An 18,421-nucleotide genomic window follows, 5' to 3' on the forward strand; every position below is an offset into this window, starting at 1 on the left:
TCCCCATGCACCCCGCCCAACAGGCCACCCAGCAGGACATCTCCCGGGAAATCGACCGGCTGGACCGGGAGTACGCCGCCTCCGGCGTCCCCCGCCACCACCCTCCGCGCGACTACCCGCCCTACCGCAGCAGCCTCCTGCGCCACCCCCGGCATCCGCTCACCGCCGTCCAGGACCCGGAGGCGGCCGAACGGTACGGCCCCGTCTTCGGCGCCGCCGACGTCGAAGCGTCCGACGCCGATCTGACCCGGGGGCACCCCGGCGCACCGCTCGGCGAGCGCATCACCGTCACCGGCCGCGTCCTCGACCGGGCCGGACGCCCCGTCACCGGCCAGCTCGTCGAGATCTGGCAGGCCAACGCCTGCGGCCGCTACGCCCACCGGCACGACCGCCACCCCGCCCCGCTCGACCCCAACTTCACCGGCGCGGGCAGATGCCTGACGGACCGTCAGGGCTACTACCGCTTCACCACGATCAGGCCCGGCTCCTACCCCTGGCTCAACCACACCGGCGCCTGGCGGCCCGCGCACATCCACTTCTCGCTCTTCGGCACCGCGTTCACCCAACGCCTGGTCACCCAGATGTACTTCCCGGGCGATCCCCTCCTGCCCCTCGATCCCATCCTGCGGTCCGTCACCGACGCCGGTGCCCGGGCCCGTCTGATCGCCGGCTACGACCACAACCTGTCCGCCGCGGGTGACGCGCTCGGCTACCGCTGGGACATCGTCCTCGACGGCCCCGCCGCCACCCGTACCGAGGAAGGCCGCCGATGACCCTCCCGCCCACGCCCGCCCAGACCGTCGGCCCGTTCTTCGGCCTCGCCCTGACCGCCCCCGACGGCCACCTGGTCGCCCCCGCCGGACATCCGGAGACGCTCACCGTCCACGGCCGCGTCCACGACGGCGCCGGGGAGCCGGTCCCCGACGCGCTGCTGGAGTTCTGGCAGCCCGCCCCGGACGGCGGCCGCACCGGCGCGCCCGGTTCGCTGCGCCGCGACGGCACCGCCTTCACCGGCTTCGGCCGCGCCGCCACCGACGCCGACGGCCACTACACCCTGCGCACCCTGCCGCCCGGCGGCGTCCCGTACCTCTCGGTGTGCCTGTTCGCCCGCGGCCTGCTCCACCACCTCTTCACTCGCGTCTATTTGACGGCATGTCAGGAAGACGATCCCCTCCTGTCCGCGCTCCCTCCCGAACGCCGGCGGACCCTCCGGACCGTCCCCGAGGGCGGCGGCACGCACCGCTTCGACATCCACCTCCAGGGGGAGAAGGAGACGGCGTTCCTTGCCTTCGACTGAGCCTTCGTCGCCTGAGCCTTCGTCGCCTGAGCCTTCGTCGCCTGAACCTTCGTCGCCTGAACCTTCGTCGCCTGAACCTTCGCCCGAGCCTTCGACCGGCGGCCTCCTCCACCACCGCGTCGACGGCCCCGACGACGCCCCCGTCCTGTTCCTCGGCCCCTCCCTGGGCACCTCGCTCGCCGTATGGGAACCGCAGCTCCCGGACCTGGCCCGCGGCCACCGGACCGTGCGCTGGGACCTGCCCGGCCACGGGGGCTCGCCCGCCTCCCTCCTCGCGCCCGACGCCACCGTCGCCGACCTCGCCCGCCTGGTCCTCGACCTCGCGGACGCGCTCGGCGCCGGGCGCTTCGCCCACGCCGGGATCTCCCTCGGCGGCGCCGTCGGCGCCCACCTGGCCGCGCACCACCCCGAACGCGTCGCCTCCCTCGCCCTGGTCTGCTCCTCCGCCCGGTTCGGCACGCCGCGGATCTGGCACGAGCGCCGGGACCGCGCCCGGGAGGAGGGCCTCGGCGCGCTCGCCGCCTCGGCCCCGGCACGCTGGTTCACCCCGGCCTTCCGGCAGACCCCCGCCGCCCGGGCCCTCGTCGCGGACCACCGCTCCGTCGACCCGGCCGGCTACGCCGCCTGCTGCCACGCCCTCGCCGCGTTCGACCTGCGCACCGGGCTGTCCCGCATCGCCGCCCCCACCCTGGTCGTCGCCGGCCGCGACGACCGGGCCACTCCCCCGGCCGACGCCCGCGAACTGACCGACGGCATCCCCCACGCCACCCTCGTCGAACTCCCCCACGCCGCCCACCTGGCAGGCGTCGAGCAGCCGCGCCCCGTCCTCGCCGCCCTCCTCCGCCACCTCGCCGGAGCCCCCGCCCCCACGGCCGCCGCCGCGGGCACGGCGGTCCGCCGCGAGGTCCTCGGCGCCGGCCACGTCGAGCGGGCCGCCGCCGGAACGACCCCCTTCACCGCCCCGTTCCAGGACTTCGTCACCCGCTGCGCCTGGGGCGAGATCTGGACCCGCCCCGGCCTCGACCGCCGCACCCGCAGCTGCGTCACCCTCACCGCCCTCGTCGCCGGCGGCCACCACGACGAACTCGCCCTGCACGTCCGCGCCGCCCTGCGCAACGGACTCACCCCCGCGGAGATCGCCGAAGTCCTCCTCCAGACCGCCGTCTACTGCGGCGTCCCCGCGGCCAACGCGGCCTTCGCCGTCGCCCAGCGGGTCATCGACGGGCCCGGCGCGGGCTGACGGCGGTCAGGCCCGGTCGTACCAGGCGACCGCCACGATCCGCCAGCCCTCCGGAGTGCGCACGAACTGGATGTTCTTGGTCCCGCCGCCCTCGAACGGCTCGCCGTCCAGGGTCCCGGACTTGTGGTACTCGCTGAACCGCGACGCGATGTCGCCCACGACCTCGGTCCGTTCGGAGGTCTCCCACTCGGAGAACTCCACCAGCCGGCCGTCGGTCAGCAGCCGCTCACGGGGCTCGATGAACTCCTCCACGGTGTAAGTCGTCGATTCCGAGCCAGTCTTGGCGATCACTCCGCCGGGCAGCAGCAGCCTGCGGATCCGTGCCACGTCGGCGGCCCTGCCGCCCCGGTTGTCGAACGCGCCGTAGAACTCGGCGGTCACCGCGTCTATTTCGATCTTGGACATGGGGCGACAGTACCCCCGGGCCACGCCGACCGCGACGGCCGGTCAGCCGCTCTCCTTGGGAGGGATGCAGTCGGTGGGCGGCCTGCCCTCGGGCCAGGAGATCCTGACGAACACCGGGGTGCCGTCGGCGGACAGCTCCATGACGGGTACGGCCTTGTTGTACGGGTTCCCGTGCACGTCCAGGCAGATCCACCCGCCGGCGCCCTCCACGCGCTGGGGTCCCATCAGCCGGGGCCACTCGTTGGCCACGCTGACCAGCCGGGGCACATGGCCCGGGTCCGGTGTGCGGATGCCCTGCACGGCGGTGGCCATCGCGTCGTAGGCGACGATGGCCTGGCCGTCCGTGAGGTCGCCGCGGGCGAGGGTCCCGATCCCCAGGTCGTCGCCCTTCGCGGCCAGCCGGGCGAAGGTGTCGTAGGCGTTCCGGGAGCCGCCCGCGGCCGGTGCCGGGGCGCCGCGCCAGGCGTCGGGGTGGGCGAGGGCCGTGTAGCGGACGGTGACCTTGTGCTTGACCGCGTTCCTGTCCAACCGGGCGTCGCTGCCGAGGTACGAGCCCTCGTCGCCGGTCAGGACGGTCACCGGCCGGTCCTGGCAGGGGCGCGCGCTCAGCGCGTTGACGAACTCGCGGAGCTGGGTGTGCCGGCCCGCGAAGAAGACGTTCTCCGCGTCCTTCGCCCCGCAGACGAACAGCGCGATCTGCCGGGCGGTGCTCGCCGTGCTGCCGGCGTCCGTGGAGTCGATCGGCTGCGGCTGGTACGGGGAGTCGGCCAGGAGCCGGTCGAACACGTCGCGCAGGGTGCGGGCGTAGCGGTCGTCGGGGTTCCTGTCGTGGACGAGCAGCGACTTCCGGGGGTCCGTCCGGCCGAAGTGGGTGAGGGCGCGGGCCTCGTCGCGGTTGGTGGGGACGACGCGGGCGAGGCCCGGAAAGGGCTCCTGCCGCTCGCTGTTGGCGATGTCGTCGGCCGTGATGGTCGTCCCGACCACGGGAACGTGCTTCCCGGTGAGTGCGGTGACGGCGTCCTTCGTCGTCTGCCCGCTGGTGGAGACGCCGGTCACGGCCCGCAATCGGTCGGGTCCTTCGGCCATGGCGACGAGCCGGTCCACGACCGGCTTCCAATACGCGCTCTCCTTGCCGGTGTTGGCCAGGACCAGGCGGATCGGCGGCCGTTCCCCGTTGGACTCGTGGTTGGCCCGGTACTGCTGGAGGAACGCCCCCTGCACCGCGTGCACGATCGTCGGGCGGCGGGTGGGGTCGTCCGAGAGGAACGGCATCATCACGGCGACGGTCGCGTACGTACCCGGCTCCAGGGTGGCGTTCTCGCGCGCGATGGCCTCCCCGACTTTCCTCAACTCCTCGTTGCCGAAGACGAATCCGTCCCCGGACACCCCGACGCACTCCTGCTCCGGCCCGGTCTTCTCGACGCCCTCGGCGCACGAGGTGTCGGGGTGGAGGAAGCCCCAGCCGAACCAGGCCGCGGCGCCGAGGACGGCCAGGGCGGCGGTCACGGCGACGATCCGGGTGAGGAGGTTGGGGGCGAACAGGTTGCGGAAGGCGTCCACCAGTCTGTGCATCGCGCGCTCTCCGGTTTCGGAAGCGGATGGGGGGAGGTTTCAGAACGTGCACTGCTGCCCGGCGCGGAGCGCCCATTCCCTCGACGCCTGCCAGAGCACGTCGCTGCCGGTCCGGTGCAGGTCGGAGAGGCGCGCGAGTTCGTGGGCCATGCGCTCGGCGACCTCGGCGTCATGGAGCGCCAAGGGGTCCCGGGTCAGCCACACGGCGTGCAGCAGCCGCCGGATCCGGAAGTGGAGGACGGGGTCGTCGCCGTGGTCCTGGGGCGGCTGCCGGGGGTCCACGGCTCCCAGGGCGATCGCCCGCCGGTGGTCGGGGACGGCGAAGTACGGGGCCGAGGTGATCGCGAGCAGTTCGTCGAGCCACTGCCGGGCCGGCACCTCGGGCCGCCGGAAGGACTCCCGCAGATGCACCACCGCGGACTCGGCCCGTCCCAGGGCGAGTTCGTGGTGCAGCCGGAGCGGCTCGGACGGGGCGTGGCGCTGTCCGCGCCACTCGCCGCTCGCGTGGTAGTCGCGCAGGGTGTGGTGGACGGCCCGCCAGCTCGCGGAGTCCGGGTCCTGGCGGTGGAGCCGGTGCAGGAGCGCCGACCGCAGGAGGAGGTCGGCGACGAAGAGCTCCGGGTCCTCGTCCCAGCCCTCCCGCCGCAGCAGGTCCCTGGCCCGGTGCATCCCGTTGACGCCGCCCCGGTCCCGCAGCCGGACCGCGGCGAGGGCCTCGGCGGAGCCGGGATCGCGGGCGGCCGCGAGGATCACCAGGCCCTCCAGGCAGTCCGCCGGCACCAGCCGGTGGAGGAGTTCCGCCCCCGTCGTCCGCCCGGTGGCCCGGACGGGCGCGTCCAGGAGGGCGCCCGGGGTGGGCTCCCGGCCGTCCGGTATCCGGTGCACGGCCTCGGCGAGCAGGCCGACGGCGAGCGGGTGGCCGCCGGTGAGGTGGTGCACGCAGCGGTACAGGCCGGCGGGGACGCCGGGCGCGTCCTCCGCCCGGTCGAAGACGCGGCGCACGTCCTCGGCCTCCAGCGGCGGGAGCGCCGTGGCCAGGGCCCCGGATCCGGGCTCCTGGCCGCGGCGCCAGCGGCCCGGGCGGGCGAGTTCCGCGAAGCGGACGCGCACCGCGTGCTCCGGTGCCGCGCCGTCCCCGCCGCGCGGGGCGGCGATCACCACGGTCCGGTCGTGGACACCCTCGTGCCGGTCGTGCAGCACGGACTCCACGATCAGACGCCCGGGCCCGGCCTGCGCGTTGTCGAGCAGGACCAAGGGGCGGCCGAATCGTCTGAGGCGGCCGGGGCCGGTGTAGGCCGCCGTCAGATCGGCGCGCAGAGCGCCGACGAGATGGCGTTCGGCGACGGCCCGGTGCCCGTCGCCCCGGTGGAAGTGCCGGCCCAGGAGGACCAGACCGCGGGCGGCGTTCCCGCCCGCGTTGGGGTAACTCCCGTACCAGTCGGCGGCCTTGCGCTCACTCCGGTCGAACAGCTCCTCCAGGAGCGACTCGACGGTCGCCTCGACGACGATGTCGACGGCGGGTATGCCGGTGGCGGCCAGGTCGCTCAGCCTGGTGACCACCTTGCCCAGCCAGGCGCGGCCCCGCTTCTCCCACCGTGACTCGGGCGCGAGGAGCGTGCCGAGCCGGGCCGCCTCGGCCTGGATGCGCTCGTTCTCGTCCGGCCCCCATCCGCTGCTGGCCACCGCCAGCAGACCGGCGGCCAGCCGGGGGAAGCGCATGTCACCGGCGCCCGGCACCCTGGGCACCAGCTGTTCGGCCAGGACGTAGAGCGCCTCGGTCACCGGCGTCCACGACACGTCGTTCCCGTGCGGCGGGTCGGTGAGCTCCGGCGACTCGCAGTCGAGCAGGGCGACGGGGACGCACCTGCGGTGCGTGTTCCGCAGCCGTTCGAGCAGAACGGTCTTGCCGAGTCCGCGGGCGCCCGTGAGGATCACCACCGGCAGGTCCTCGCCGTACTCCATGCGGACGCGATGACATTCCGGCGTCACCCCGACGAGCCGGGGCACCAGCCCCTTGAGCAGAGCATCACGTCCGTACATGCGTCCCCCCGGCATGTCCGACCCCTCGGCCGCCACGACGGCCCGGCCGCCCCGGCAGCACCCGCAGAAAGAGCTTCGCGGTGGATCGAGGGTAGTCACAGCAGGGCCGGTGGCCCAGGGGTTTCACGGGAATGACATCCCGATTCCCCGGTGAAGAAGGGGAGTTCACGGCTCCCGTGCCCGCCGCGCGTCCCGCGTCCTTGGCACATGCCGTCCGCCTGTGCGACGCTCGCCGCCCGCCGCGGTGACACCGCGGCCGGGGAAGCCCGAGGAAGCCCGAGGAAGCCCGAGGAGGTCCGCATGACGACCGCTCCACGGCACGACCACGAACACCACGCGCACGACCACGACCACAACCACGACCACGCCCCCGACCCGACGATCTACCGCACCCCGGCCGACGCCGCCGCCGCGCCCCCGGAGAAACTCGCCTATCTGGTCGGCTTCGACCGCACGGCACAGCGCCCGGACGCCCTCTTCACCCTCGACACCGACCCCGCGTCCGCCTCCTACGGGCGGGTGCTGCACGTGTCCGAGGTGCCGGGACTCGGCGACGAACTGCACCATTTCGGCTGGAACGCCTGCTCCAGCGCGCTCGCCCACGCCGGCCACCACCACGCGGAACGGCGCTGGCTGCTGGCCCCCGGGCTGCGCTCCTCCCGCATCCACGTCTTCGACACCCACCCCGACCCGGCCCGCCCCCGCCTGGTGAGGACGATCGAGGCCACCGAACTCGCCGACAAGGCCGGCTACTCCCGCCCGCACACCCTGCACTGCGGCCCCGACGGCGTCCTCCTGTCCTGCCTCGGCGGAGCCCACGGCGCCGACGGCCCCGGCGGCGTCGCCCTGCTCGACCACGACACCTTCGACGTCCTGCGCGCCTGGGAGACCGACCGCGGGCCGCAGCGGCTGGCGTACGACGTGTGGTGGCACCTCCGCCACGACATCGCGGTCACCAGCGAGTGGGGCACGCCGTCCATGATCGAGGACGGTGTCGACCCCGAGCTGCTGCTCGGCCGCAAGTACGGCCACGCGCTGCACTTCTGGGAACTCGGCACCGGCCGCCACCTCCAGCGCGTCGACCTGGGCGACGCCCACCAGATGACGCTGGAGCTGCGCCCGGCGCACGACCCGGAGGCGTCCTGGGGGTTCGTGGGCGTCGTCGTCAACGTCGAGGACCTGTCGGCGTCGGTGTGGCTGTGGCACCGGGAGGACGGCGGCCGGTTCGCCGTGCGCAAGGTGATCACGATCCCCGCGGAGCCGGCGAAGACGGACGATCTGCCGCCCGCGCTGCGGCCGTTCGGCGCGGTCCCGCCACTGATCACCGACATCAACCTGTCCGTCGACGACCGCCGGCTGTACGTCTCGGCGTGGGGGACGGGCGAGTTGTTCCAGTACGACGTGAGCGACCCCTTCCACCCGCGGCGCACCGCGTCCGTGCGCCTGGGCGGCGTCGTCGACCGCGCACCGCATCCGGCGGCGCCGGACCTGCCGCTGTCGGGCGGGCCGCAGATGGTCGAGATCAGCCGCGACGGCCGCCGGGTCTATGTGACGAACTCGCTGTACGGCTCGTGGGACGACCAGTTCTATCCGGACGGCGTCGAGCCGTGGCTGGCCAAGTTCGACGTGGACCCCGTGCGCGGCGGGCTCGTGCCCGACCCGCGGTTCTTCCCGCACGGCGCGGAGTTCCAGGGCCGCCGCGTCCATCAGGTGCGCCTGCAGGGCGGCGACGCGTCGTCCGATTCGTACTGCTTCATCTGAGCCGCCATTACAGGGGACTTGTCCTCAACAGCCCTGCGACCAGGGCCGTTCGGCCCCTTCCGGCCGGGCTCCGCACACGGTCTTCTGGCGGGGCGGCCGGGTGCGCCGCCCCTGCATCGGCGGCCCGGGCCCTCCGGGAGGCGGGCGGCGCACCCGGCACGTGTCCTGTGCCGAGGGTGTGACGAAGGTGAACGGAGTCGACTGGTGATCGCTGTGGTGGGCCATCCGGACCTGGCCGTGGGCGCCTCGCTCGCGGACGGACTGCGCGATGCGCTGGAGGGGTGCGCCACGGGGGCGTCCGTTCTCGTACGGGCCGGGGCGGGCCTGCCCCTGCTGGTGGGGCAGGCCGTGCGCGAGGCGGGCCGCAAGCTCGTCGTGCTGCTGCCCCGGCCGTTCCCCGGGACGGCCACGCTCCCCCCGCGGGACCGGGCGGCGGCCGGCGAACTGCTGCTGCTCGCCGAACACGTACGGCTGCTCCCGTACGACCCGGCCGACCGCGACGCCTCCGTGAGCGCCGACGAGCAGCTCATCGCGTCCTGCCGGCAGGTGGTGGCCGTCTGGGACGGGTCGCCGTCCAGCGGACGGGACGCCACCGCGCATCTCGTGGCCTTCGCCCGCGGCCGCGGCATCCCGGTGACCGTCCTCCGGCCCGCCGGCGCCGCGCCGGTACGCGTCCGGGACGGCAAGAGGCAGGAGACCGACACCTATGTCGCACCCAGTGGTTGACCCGGCGAGGACCGAGGACACGCCCCGGGGCGGTGCCCGGTCCCGCGCGGCGGGCGGACCGCTCGGGGCCGGGCGCGCTCTCGCCTGGGCGCTCGTCGTCACGGGCGCGCTCGGTGTGCTCGCCTCCTTCGTGATCACCGTCGACAGGTTCCGCCTGCTGGAGGACCCGGGGTTCCGGCCCTCGTGCAGCGTCAACTCGGTGCTGTCGTGCACGGACGTGATGAGCAGCCCGCAGGCGTCGGTGTTCGGCTTCGCCAACCCGCTGCTGGGCCTGGCCGGTTACGCCGGTGTCGTGTTCATCGGCTCGGGCCTGCTGGCCGGGGCCCGCTACCGCCGCTGGTACTGGATCGGGCTGAACCTGGGCACCCTGCTCGGCTCCGCGTTCTGCATGTGGCTGATGGCCCAGGCCCTCTACTCCATCGGCGCGCTGTGCCTGTGGTGCGTGCTGACCTGGGTCGCCACGATCGCCATGTTCTGGTGCACCACCCTGCACAACCTCAGGCACGGCGTCGTCCCGGCGCCCCGCCGGCTGGTGGCCGCGCTGCTGGAATTCCCCTGGGTGGTGCCGGTCGTCTGGTACTTCGTCGTCGTCCTGCTGATCGCGACGCGGTTCCGGGCCTTCTGGCAGTCCCTTCTCTGAACCGGGACCTTCTCTGAACCGGGACGTTTTCCGGCCCGGGCTGCTCTTCGGCCCGGGCTGTTTCCGACTCGGACTGTTTCCCACTCGCGACTCGGCAGGGAACAACGGCCCCTGTTCCCGGGACTGACCGGCCCATCTGGTCCCTTTCCGCCACGGCCGATCATGTGAACGCGGCACGGCCGGGAAGGGATTCCCCCCTCACGCGAATCTCGCACGAATCCCTTCCCGGCTGCCGTCTTCAGCAGCACGAGAACGGAGGTCACCGGCCAGTGGACGCGGTGGGAACGAAGGACAGGGTGCCCGTAGAGGGTCGCCCCGCGGCCGGCGGAAAGGCCGGGGAAAGGGCCGGGGGAAAACCTCGCAGCCCCATGGTGGAGTGGCTGACGACCACCGACCACAAGAAGATCGGGACGCTTTATCTGGTGTCGGCGTTCGGGTTCTTCATCGTCGGCGGGCTCATGGCCCTGCTGATGCGTGCGGAACTCGCCCGCCCGGGCACGCAGATCATGTCGAACGAGCAGTTCAACCAGGCCTTTACTATGCACGGTTCGGTCATGCTGCTGCTGTTCGCGATGCCGTTGTTCACCGGGTTCGCCAACTGGCTCATGCCGCTGCAGATCGGCGCCCCCGACGTGGCGTTCCCCCGGCTGAACATGCTGTCCTACTGGCTCTTCCTGTTCGGCTCGCTGATAGCGGCCGGCGGGTTCCTCACACCCCAAGGCGCTGCGGATTTCGGCTGGTTCGCCTATGCACCGCTCTCGGACGCCACGCACTCCCCCGGCCTCGGGGCGGACCTGTGGATCATGGGTGTGGCGCTCTCCGGATTCGGCAGCATTCTGGGCGCCGTCAATTTCATCACCACCATCATCTGCATGCGCGCCCCCGGCATGACGATGTTCCGGATGCCGATCTTCACCTGGAACGTCCTGCTGACCGCCCTGCTCATCCTGCTGGTCTTCCCCGTCCTGGCGGCGGCGCTGTTCGCCCTGGAGATGGACCGCAAATTCGGGTCGCACATCTTCGACCCGGCCAACGGCGGCGCGCTGCTGTGGCAGCACCTCTTCTGGTTCTTCGGCCACCCCGAGGTGTACGTCCTGGCGCTGCCGTTCTTCGGTATCGTCTCGGAGGTCATCCCGGTCTTCTCCCGCAAGCCGATGTTCGGTTACTGGGGTCTGATCGCGGCGACCATCTCCATCGCCGGTCTCTCGGTGACGGTGTGGGCGCACCACATGTACGTCACGGGTGGCGTGCTGCTGCCGTTCTTCTCCTTCATGACCTTCCTGATCGCGGTCCCGACCGGGGTGAAGTTCTTCAACTGGATCGGCACCATGTGGAAGGGCTCGCTGTCCTTCGAGACCCCGATGCTGTGGGCCGTCGGCTTCCTGATGACCTTCACCTTCGGTGGTCTGACCGGCGTCATCCTGGCCGCCCCGCCGCTGGACTTCCACGTCTCCGACTCGTATTTCGTGGTCGCGCACTTCCACTACACGCTCTTCGGCACCGTCGTCTACGCAATGTTCGCCGGATTCCATTTCTGGTGGCCCAAGTTCACGGGGAAAATGCTGGACGAGCGCCTGGGGAAGGTCACATTCTGGACGCTCACCGTGGGCTTCCACACCACGTTCCTCGTCCAGCACTGGCTGGGCGCCGAGGGCATGCCGCGCCGTTACGCCGACTATCTGGCGGCCGACGGCTGGACCGTGCTGAACACCGTCTCCACGATCGGCTCGTTCCTGCTGGGCCTGTCGCTCCTGCCGTTCTTCTACAACGTCTGGAAGACGGCGAAGTATGGCAAGAGGGTCGAGGTCGACGACCCCTGGGGCTACGGCCGTTCGCTGGAGTGGGCGACCTCCTGCCCGCCGCCGCGGCACAACTTCCTCGCGCTGCCGCGCATCCGCTCGGAATCCCCGGCGTTCGACCTGCACCACCCCGACATCGCCGAGGCCGAGGCGGCGTCCCTCTGAGAGGCGGGAGGAAGCACATGTCCCATGTCGCTCTCGCGCTGGGCGCCGCGATGATCTGCGCGGCCGGCTGCGTCTGGTATCTGCCGGCCCTGGAGGACCTGCGCTCCGGCGACGACCGGCCGCGCTCCGTACGGACCGCCGCCTCCGCCTGCCTGACCGGCTGGGGAACCGGGGCGGCGCTCGCGGTCCTGCTGTTCGCCGCCGCGCCGTGGTGGGCCCTCGGGCTCACCGCCGGGACGGGCGCGGCGGCCGTGGCGGCGGTGTCCGTACGGGCCCGGTCGCACCGGCGGCGCGAGGCCGCCGACTGCTGGACGGCGCTGCTCGGAGGGGCGCCGGACGGCCGTCCCGTCCGGGCGGGCCGCATCGCCTGGGCGTGGGCGCTGTCCGGGCTCGTCGTCGTGTCCGCGAGCGCCGGGGTCCTGCTGCTGGTTCCCGCCCCGTAACAGGGGAGCCGTGGTCCGGACATGAAAGCGGCGAGGCCGATGACATCGGCCTCGCCGCTTTCATGTCCGGACTCTCACACCAGTTCGGGCTGTGGTTCCGGCTGCCGCACCGGTACCGCCTTCGACTCCCACTGCCTGGTGGTCCGTACATAGCCGTAGATCACCGATGCCATCGCCAGCAGCAGAAGCGGCCCGAACACCCACGGATATTCGGCCATTTCCATCGGCAGCCAGCGATACGACACCAGGAGCGCGGTGAAGACCGCCGCGCCGTGGACGACGATCCGGGTTCCCGACCGGTCCCAGCCGCGGGCGAGCGAGCGCAGACCCGCCTCGATCGTGAGCGTGAACACCACACCGGCGACGAGGTCCGCGCCGTAGTGGTAGCCGAAGCCCAGCGTCGCGCTGAGCGTGGCGATCAGCCAGAACGTCCCCGCGTACCGCAGCAGGCGGGGGCCCTTGCGGGTGTGAATGAAGATCGCGGTGGCCCATGCCGTGTGCAGGCTGGGCATGCAGTTGCGCGGGGTGATCCCGTCGTACAGCACCGGGTGCGGGACGGAGACCGGCGGCAGCGTGTCCGGCCACAGGTTGGCCACCGCCCACTGCACGCCGCCGGTGCCGGAGGCGCCCGGGCCGTAGGCGAAGACCGGTCCGACCACCGGGAAGATCATGTAGATGGCCGGCCCGAGGAGGCCGATCACCAGGAAGGTGCGCACCAGATGGTGCTTCGGGAAGCGGCGCTCGGCCGCCACGTTGCGCAGCTGGTACAGCGCGACGGCGACCGCGGCGACCGCGAGCTGGGCGTAGACCAGGTCGAGGACATGGGTGCCGATCGGGCCGGTGGCCTCAAGGATCCGGCCGGCGAGCCACGACGGGTTGCCCAGCGCGTGATCGGCGACCGCCACGTACGGGTCGAGCACCGTGGGGCGGGTCTTCGCCGTGATCAGCAGCCAGGTGTCGCCGATCTTCCGGCCCACCAGCAGGAGCAGGCCCAGGCCGACGCCCTTGAGCAGCAGGGTGCGTTCCCGGCCGGTGCGGCGTGTGACGGCGATGGCCGCGCAGCCCAGCATCACCCACAGCGCACCGTTGCCGAAGAAGTGGCCGTCGGGCACCTCGGCGTCGATCGCCCACCGCACCAGCACGAAGACGGCGTCGATGCCGATCGCAGCACCGGCCGCGACGAACCGCTGCCGCCAGGTGAGCACCACCATCATCAGCGCCAGGCCGCCGTAGAGCGGCCCCGGTTTGGGGGCGAGGATCACCCCCTCCGCCAGGTCGGTCATCGGCCCCGGTACACCGGCGCAGCGACGCGCGACCACCTCCAGCGCGACGAGGAAGCCGAGGGCCACCACTCCCGCCGCGGCCCACAGCATCGTCCGCGGCCGACGCCATGCGGCGAAGGAAATTCTGGCGTTTATTCGCGAAAACACCCGCCACACTATAGATGTCGGTCGCTTGACAGATTTATTGGCCGTTGGTTATCGAGGTCACTTTCCCCGGCACCGTTACCGGTCCGTCCCGTCGGCCAGCGCCTGCTCGTACCGGTGGAAGCCGTCCTCGACGCCCAGGAAGATCTCGCCGAAGGTGAGGTAGCCCCCGGCGACGACGGGGGTGTCGCGCAGCGCCTCGATCAGGAAGTAGTAGGCGCCGAGGTCCTCGGTCTCCAGCACGACGAAGTCCGAGATGCGGCCGCTGAACGCCTCGGCGTCGAAGAAGCGGGCCCGGACCCGGTCGGCGTGGGCGGCGAAGGCGGGCTCCAGGTGTGCCTCCCGCATCGCGTTGCGCTCCTCGCGCGACAGGGCCAGCCACCGCTCGGTGACGGTGTAGGTCAGGACGATGCCGTACTTCATGACGAGCTCCCCCGAAGAGATTGCTAACGGTGTTAACTTTCGGGAGAAGCTAAAGTGACAGGCGTTAACTTTGTCAAGGGAAGGCAGGCCAGTCCCCATGTCCGGCACCGCGGGAACCCCTACCGGCCGCCGTCACCGGGTGCGCGAGGAGGCGCTCGCGGAGATCCTGCGCACCGGCCGGCGGCTGCTGGTCGAGGACGGGCCCGGCGCCGTCACGCTGCGGGCCATCGCCCGCGAGATGGGCATGACCGCGCCCGGCCTCTACCGCTACTACGCCGGGCACCGGGAACTGGTCCAGGCGCTGGCCTCGTCCCTCTACGACGAGCTGGCCGCCGCCCTGGCCGCGGCCCGCGACCGCCACCCCTCGGCCGGGCCGGGGCGGCAACTGCGCGAGGCGGGCCGCGAACTGCGCCGCTGGGCGCTCGCCCATCCCCGCGAGTTCGGGCTGCTGTTCGCCAAGCCGGTCGCGGACGCCGACACCGCTCCCGGCAGCGTCGCCCACGACTCCGGCTGGCGCTTCGGCGGCGTCGTCCTCGACCTCATGGTGCAGCTGTGGCGCGACGGGACGGTCGTCCCGCCCGCCGGTCTCGACCCCGTCTGGACGGCGCAGTTGGAGGAGGTGCGCGAGCATCTCTCCGGAGAACCGGTGCCGTTGGAGGTCATCTATGTGTTCGTCGCCTGCTGGGCCCGGCTGTACGGGACGGTCGCCGTGGAGGTCTTCGGACACCTCGACTTCGCCCTCACCGACCCCGGACCGCTCTTCGAGCACACCCTCGACGAGATCCTGACCGCCCTGGGCGACACCGACCGCCTCACGGAGCGATGAGCACGGCGAGCCGGCGGGGGCCGTGTACGCCCCGGACGCGGATCATCTCGATGTCGGCGGTCGCGGAGGGCCCGCTGATCCAGGTCAGGGGGCGGCGCGGGTCGAGACGGGGCATCGCCTCCGGCAGGGCGGAGACGACCTGGTCCTCGCGGACGACGCACACATGGAGGTCGGGCAGGAGGGTCGGGGCGCGGCGGCCCTGACCGGGGCCGCCGTCCAGGACGAGGGTGCCGGACTCGGCGACGGCGACGGCACAGGTGGTCACGACGGCATCGACGGCGGCGAGCTGATGGTGCGTCAGGGGCGGTTGATCGCGATGGAGTTCGCCGTCCCACCCGGCCGTCCAGTGCTCCGGCAGGCCGTCGGGGACGACCGCACTGCGGGCGGCTTCCAGGGCGCGGGTCACGGCGGCGGGCAGCCCGGGCGCATCGGTGCGGCGCACCTCGGCCCCGTACTCCTCCAGCCGCTCGACGAGCAGTGCGACGGCCCCCTCCCGGTCGCCCGGGGCGACCGTCGGGGCGTGGCGCAGATAGGAGCGCGGGACGGTGGTCCGGGTTCCGGACAGGTCGGCCGTGGCCCGGCGGATGCGGCTCAACACGGTGTCGCGCGCGTTCACTTGGCGCCTCCTTCGGTCCGCTTCCACCAGGCGCGGAAGGACTCCTTGGGGATGTCGGGCAGGGCGCGGCTGTCGGTCCAGCCGTGCAGGGGCCCGGGCAGCTTCATGCCCTTGGGCACGGCGGCGCCTACGGTCCCGGCCGCCCTGACCGCCGCGTTCCACAGCGGACCGTGGTCCATCACGGCCCCGACGGCCTTCAGGGCCGCCTTCTCGGCGCGGTGCTTGACCTTGGCGTCGCCCTCGGCGACGTCGGAGCGCAGCTTCAGCAGGACATCGGTGAAGCGGATCCTGACGGGGCAGACCTCGTTGCAGGCGCCGCAGAGCGAGGAGGCGTAGGGGAGGGAGGCGGTCTGGGGGTCGTCGGGGCCCTTGAGAAGGGGGTTGAGGATGGCGCCGATGGGGCCGGGGTAGACCGAGCCGTAGGCCTGGCCCCCGGTGCGTTCGTAGACGGGGCAGATGTTCATGCACGCTCCGCAGCGGATGCAGCGCAGCGCCTGCCGGCCGACGGGGTCGGCGAGCGCGCGGGTGCGGCCGTTGTCGACCAGCACCAGGTGGAAGGTGCCCGGCCCGTCGCCGTCGGTGGTGCCGGTCCAGGTGCTGGTGTACGGGGCCATGCGCTCGCCGGTGGCGCTGCGGGCCAGCATCTGGAGGTAGACCTCCAGGTCGCGCCAGGTGGGGACGACCTTCTCGATGCCGACGACCGAGATGAGGGTGTCGGCCAGGGTCAGGCACATCCGGCCGTTGCCCTCGGACTCGACGACGCACAGGGTGCCGGTCTCGGCGACCACGAAGTTGGCGCCGGAGACGGCGACCTTCGCCTTGAGGAACTTCTCCCGCATGTGCAGCCGGGCCGCCTCGGCCAGTTCCCCGGGGTCGTCGGTCAGCCCCTCGGGGGCGGGGCGGCCGTGCCTGCCCATCTCCCGTACGAAGATGTCCCGGATCTCGCTGCGGTTGCGGTGCAGCGCCGGGACGACGACGTGCGAGGGGAGGTCGTCGCCGAGCTGGACGATGGTCGCGGCGAGGTCGGTCTCGCGGGCGCTGATCCCGGCCGCCTCCAGGGCGTTGTCGAGGCCGATCTCCTCGGTGAGCATCGACTTGACCTTGACGATCTCCGTCTCGCCCGTGTCCCGGACGAGCCGGGTGACGATGCGGTTGGCCTCGTCGGCGTCCACCGCCCAGTGCACGGTCCCGCCCGCCGCGGTGACCCGTTCCTCCACCTGTTCCAGATAGGTGTCGAGGTGGGCGAGGACGTCGTCCTTGAGCGCGGCCGCCGCGTCCCGCAGGTCCTGCCAGTCGGGCCGCTCCTCGACCAGTGCGGCGCGCTTGCCGCGGATGGTGTGGGTGGCGCGGCGTACGTTCGTCCTCAACTGCTCGTCGGCGACGGCCGTTTCGGCGGCCCTGGGGAAGGCGGGCCAGCCCATGAAGGTCTTGCTCATCGCAGGACTCCTCCGCTTCGTGCGACGGGGATGCCGGCCAGCGGTCCGTCCGCCTCGGTCCGGGCCAGGATCTCCACCAGGTGCAGGGTGCGCACCGCGTGCCCGTCCTTGGCCAGGCGGCCGCCGATGTTCATCAGGCAGGAGTTGTCGACGGCGGCCAGGACGGACGCTCCGGTCTCCAGGACGTGCCGGGCCTTGTCGCCGTTCATGGCGCCGGACACGGCCCCGTTCTTGACGGAGAAGGTGCCGCCGAAGCCGCAGCACTCGTCCCGGGCGGGCAGTTCGACGACGTCGATCCCCTTGACGGCCCGCAGCAGCCGGTAGGGCCGCTCCCCCAGGGGCGTCGCGCGCAGGCTGTGGCAGGTGGGGTGGTAGGTGACCCTGTGCGGGAAGTAGGCGTCCACGTCCTCGCGGCCGAGGACGTCGGTGATGTACGAGGTCAACTCGTGGACCTTGGGGGCGAGTTCGCGGACGTCCCGCAGCAGCCCGGCGTCCCCGGCCGCCTCGGCGGCGATCTCGTACGCCTCGGAGGGCAGCCCCCCGCAGGAGGCGGACGGCACGACGATCTCGTCGTACTCCCCGAAGACGTCCACGAAGTGCCGGGCCAGCCTGGCCGTTTCCCTGCGGTAGCCGGTGTTGTAGTGCATCTGCCCGCAGCAGCTCTGCCCGTCCGGGAAGTCCACCTCGACCCCGAGCCGGCGCAGCAGCGTGACCGCCGCCTTTCCCGTGCCGGGATGGAGCGCGTCGTTGATACAGGTCACGAAGAGCGCGGTCGTGCGCATCGTGCCTCCTTGATCGTGGGGGACAGCGACCACATGATGGATACAACCATAGACGGAAGCTTGGACGGATGTCGGCCCGACCTGCACAATGGGGGGCATGACACACCCGAAGCCCACGGCCGAACGGGCCTACGCCCATGTCCGGGAGCGCCTGCTGGACGGCCGCTACCCGGGCGGCGAACTGCTCTCCGAACGCGGCGTCGCCACCGAGCTGGGCCTGTCCAGCACCCCGGTCCGCGAGGCGTTCCTGCGGCTCCAGGCGGAGGGCTTCCTCCGGCTCTACCCCAAGCGCGGCGCCCTCGTCGTGCCCGTGGCCCCGGACGAGGCGCACTCCGTCCTCCAGGCCCGGCTGCTGATGGAGCTCTTCGCCCTGGACTCCCTGGCCGCGCGCGGCCCCGAGGCGATGCGCGCGGCGGCCGAGGAGCTGCCGCAGGCGGGCGGCGGGGAGGGCGCGGACCCCCGGAAGGCGCTGGACATCGCCCGCGAGTTCCACACCCGGCTCATGCGCGCCGGCGGCAACCCCACCCTCGCCACGCTCCACGAGCGCCTGTGGGACCAGCAGGTCCGCGTCGCCGCCGCCTCCACGACGGGCCCCGGCCACGCCGCCGACGACATCGGCGAGCACGCCGCCATCACCGACGCCCTCCGCCGCGGCGAGGGCGCCCGGGCCCGCGAGCTGCTCGCCCGCCACATCTCGGCCGTGCTCCGCCGCACCGGCCTGGGCGGGGAGCCGACGCTGCCGCCGCCCGCCGCCTGACCGCCGGGGGACGCGTTCGCCCGCCGCCCTGCTCGATCGGGTGAATCGGGCTACGGCACCCGGCCC

Annotated in this window: 18 protein-coding genes; 10 read left to right on the forward strand and 8 right to left on the reverse strand. The window is 72.6% G+C overall.

What is annotated here, in order from left to right:
- The first annotated feature begins 5 nt into the window (after nucleotides 1–5).
- From pcaH to pcaD, 3 genes are read left to right on the forward strand one after another with little or no spacing between them, the layout of a single operon-like run.
- On the forward strand, nucleotides 6–773 hold the full coding sequence (gene pcaH, locus AB8735_RS05450; protein WP_372405694.1) for a protocatechuate 3,4-dioxygenase subunit beta: 768 nt from the start codon (nucleotides 6–8) through the stop codon (nucleotides 771–773).
- Entirely contained in the window at nucleotides 770–1,297 is a 528-nt protein-coding gene (gene pcaG, locus AB8735_RS05455) for a protocatechuate 3,4-dioxygenase subunit alpha (protein ID WP_372405695.1), read from the forward strand. Before pcaH ends, pcaG begins: the two co-directional genes overlap by 4 nt.
- Nucleotides 1,284–2,537 (forward strand): 3-oxoadipate enol-lactonase, encoded by a 1,254-nt coding sequence (pcaD, locus tag AB8735_RS05460; protein ID WP_372405697.1) that lies wholly within the window; start codon nucleotides 1,284–1,286, stop codon nucleotides 2,535–2,537. The genes pcaG and pcaD overlap by 14 nt, the downstream gene beginning before the upstream one ends.
- Nucleotides 2,538–2,543: 6 nt before the next feature.
- On the opposite strand, the gene AB8735_RS05465 is transcribed toward pcaD, so the two are convergent.
- From AB8735_RS05465 to AB8735_RS05475, 3 genes are read right to left on the reverse strand one after another with little or no spacing between them, the layout of a single operon-like run.
- On the reverse strand, nucleotides 2,544–2,942 hold the full coding sequence (locus AB8735_RS05465) for a DUF4440 domain-containing protein (RefSeq protein ID WP_372405699.1): 399 nt from the start codon (nucleotides 2,940–2,942) through the stop codon (nucleotides 2,544–2,546).
- A gap of 42 nt (nucleotides 2,943–2,984) precedes the next feature.
- Nucleotides 2,985–4,514 (reverse strand): hypothetical protein, encoded by a 1,530-nt coding sequence (locus AB8735_RS05470; protein WP_372405700.1) that lies wholly within the window; start codon nucleotides 4,512–4,514, stop codon nucleotides 2,985–2,987.
- 39 nt (nucleotides 4,515–4,553) lie between these two features.
- Entirely contained in the window at nucleotides 4,554–6,554 is a 2,001-nt protein-coding gene (locus tag AB8735_RS05475; RefSeq protein WP_372405702.1) for a hypothetical protein, read from the reverse strand.
- Between the two features lie 300 nt (nucleotides 6,555–6,854).
- Between AB8735_RS05475 and AB8735_RS05480 the strand changes: the two genes are divergently transcribed.
- From AB8735_RS05480 to AB8735_RS05500, 5 genes are all read left to right on the forward strand, one after another.
- A complete protein-coding gene (locus AB8735_RS05480) occupies nucleotides 6,855–8,315 on the forward strand; it encodes a selenium-binding protein SBP56-related protein (protein WP_372405703.1) in 1,461 nt (486 codons plus the stop codon).
- A 204-nt stretch (nucleotides 8,316–8,519) separates the two neighbouring features.
- A complete protein-coding gene (locus tag AB8735_RS05485) occupies nucleotides 8,520–9,041 on the forward strand; it encodes a hypothetical protein (RefSeq protein ID WP_372405705.1) in 522 nt (173 codons plus the stop codon).
- Complete coding sequence (locus tag AB8735_RS05490; protein ID WP_372405706.1) at nucleotides 9,022–9,681, forward strand: vitamin K epoxide reductase family protein; 660 nt, start codon at nucleotides 9,022–9,024, stop codon at nucleotides 9,679–9,681. The genes AB8735_RS05485 and AB8735_RS05490 overlap by 20 nt, the downstream gene beginning before the upstream one ends.
- A 368-nt stretch (nucleotides 9,682–10,049) precedes the next feature.
- On the forward strand, nucleotides 10,050–11,645 hold the full coding sequence (gene ctaD / locus AB8735_RS05495) for a cytochrome c oxidase subunit I (protein ID WP_344022970.1): 1,596 nt from the start codon (nucleotides 10,050–10,052) through the stop codon (nucleotides 11,643–11,645).
- 17 nt (nucleotides 11,646–11,662) lie between these two features.
- A complete protein-coding gene (locus tag AB8735_RS05500; protein WP_372405708.1) occupies nucleotides 11,663–12,088 on the forward strand; it encodes a hypothetical protein in 426 nt (141 codons plus the stop codon).
- Between the two features lie 74 nt (nucleotides 12,089–12,162).
- Here the strand turns inward: AB8735_RS05500 and AB8735_RS05505 are convergent, their stop codons facing one another.
- On the reverse strand, nucleotides 12,163–13,461 hold the full coding sequence (locus AB8735_RS05505) for a phosphatase PAP2 family protein (protein ID WP_344023093.1): 1,299 nt from the start codon (nucleotides 13,459–13,461) through the stop codon (nucleotides 12,163–12,165).
- A gap of 132 nt (nucleotides 13,462–13,593) precedes the next feature.
- Entirely contained in the window at nucleotides 13,594–13,938 is a 345-nt protein-coding gene (locus AB8735_RS05510; protein ID WP_344022966.1) for a darcynin family protein, read from the reverse strand.
- Between the two features lie 97 nt (nucleotides 13,939–14,035).
- Here AB8735_RS05510 and AB8735_RS05515 point away from each other — a divergent pair, with 97 nt between their 5' ends.
- Nucleotides 14,036–14,764: a TetR/AcrR family transcriptional regulator gene (locus AB8735_RS05515; RefSeq protein WP_372405709.1), complete on the forward strand. Its 729-nt coding sequence runs from the start codon at nucleotides 14,036–14,038 to the stop codon at nucleotides 14,762–14,764.
- Here AB8735_RS05515 and AB8735_RS05520 read toward each other — a convergent pair.
- Genes AB8735_RS05520 through AB8735_RS05530 form a run of 3 tightly spaced genes read right to left on the reverse strand, consistent with a single transcriptional unit; the run spans nucleotide 14,751 to nucleotide 17,598 of the window.
- The gene (locus AB8735_RS05520) at nucleotides 14,751–15,380 is read right to left on the reverse strand and encodes a lactate utilization protein C (protein ID WP_372405711.1); all 630 of its coding nucleotides are present in this window, start codon (nucleotides 15,378–15,380) and stop codon (nucleotides 14,751–14,753) included. The two genes, AB8735_RS05515 and AB8735_RS05520, sit on opposite strands and share 14 nt — an antisense overlap.
- Nucleotides 15,377–16,816 carry a LutB/LldF family L-lactate oxidation iron-sulfur protein gene (locus tag AB8735_RS05525; protein ID WP_372405713.1) on the reverse strand — a complete coding sequence of 480 codons (1,440 nt, stop codon included), beginning with the start codon at nucleotides 16,814–16,816 and terminating at the stop codon, nucleotides 15,377–15,379. Before AB8735_RS05525 ends, AB8735_RS05520 begins: the two co-directional genes overlap by 4 nt.
- The gene (locus AB8735_RS05530; protein ID WP_372405714.1) at nucleotides 16,813–17,598 is read right to left on the reverse strand and encodes a (Fe-S)-binding protein; all 786 of its coding nucleotides are present in this window, start codon (nucleotides 17,596–17,598) and stop codon (nucleotides 16,813–16,815) included. Before AB8735_RS05530 ends, AB8735_RS05525 begins: the two co-directional genes overlap by 4 nt.
- Nucleotides 17,599–17,695: 97 nt before the next feature.
- On the opposite strand from AB8735_RS05530, the gene AB8735_RS05535 reads away from it, so the two are divergent.
- Nucleotides 17,696–18,355 (forward strand): GntR family transcriptional regulator, encoded by a 660-nt coding sequence (locus AB8735_RS05535; protein ID WP_372405715.1) that lies wholly within the window; start codon nucleotides 17,696–17,698, stop codon nucleotides 18,353–18,355.
- The last annotated feature ends 66 nt before the right edge of the window (nucleotides 18,356–18,421 follow it).

Source organism: Streptomyces luteireticuli (assembly GCF_041519305.1).
In the GTDB taxonomy this organism is placed as follows: domain Bacteria; phylum Actinomycetota; class Actinomycetes; order Streptomycetales; family Streptomycetaceae; genus Streptomyces; species Streptomyces luteireticuli.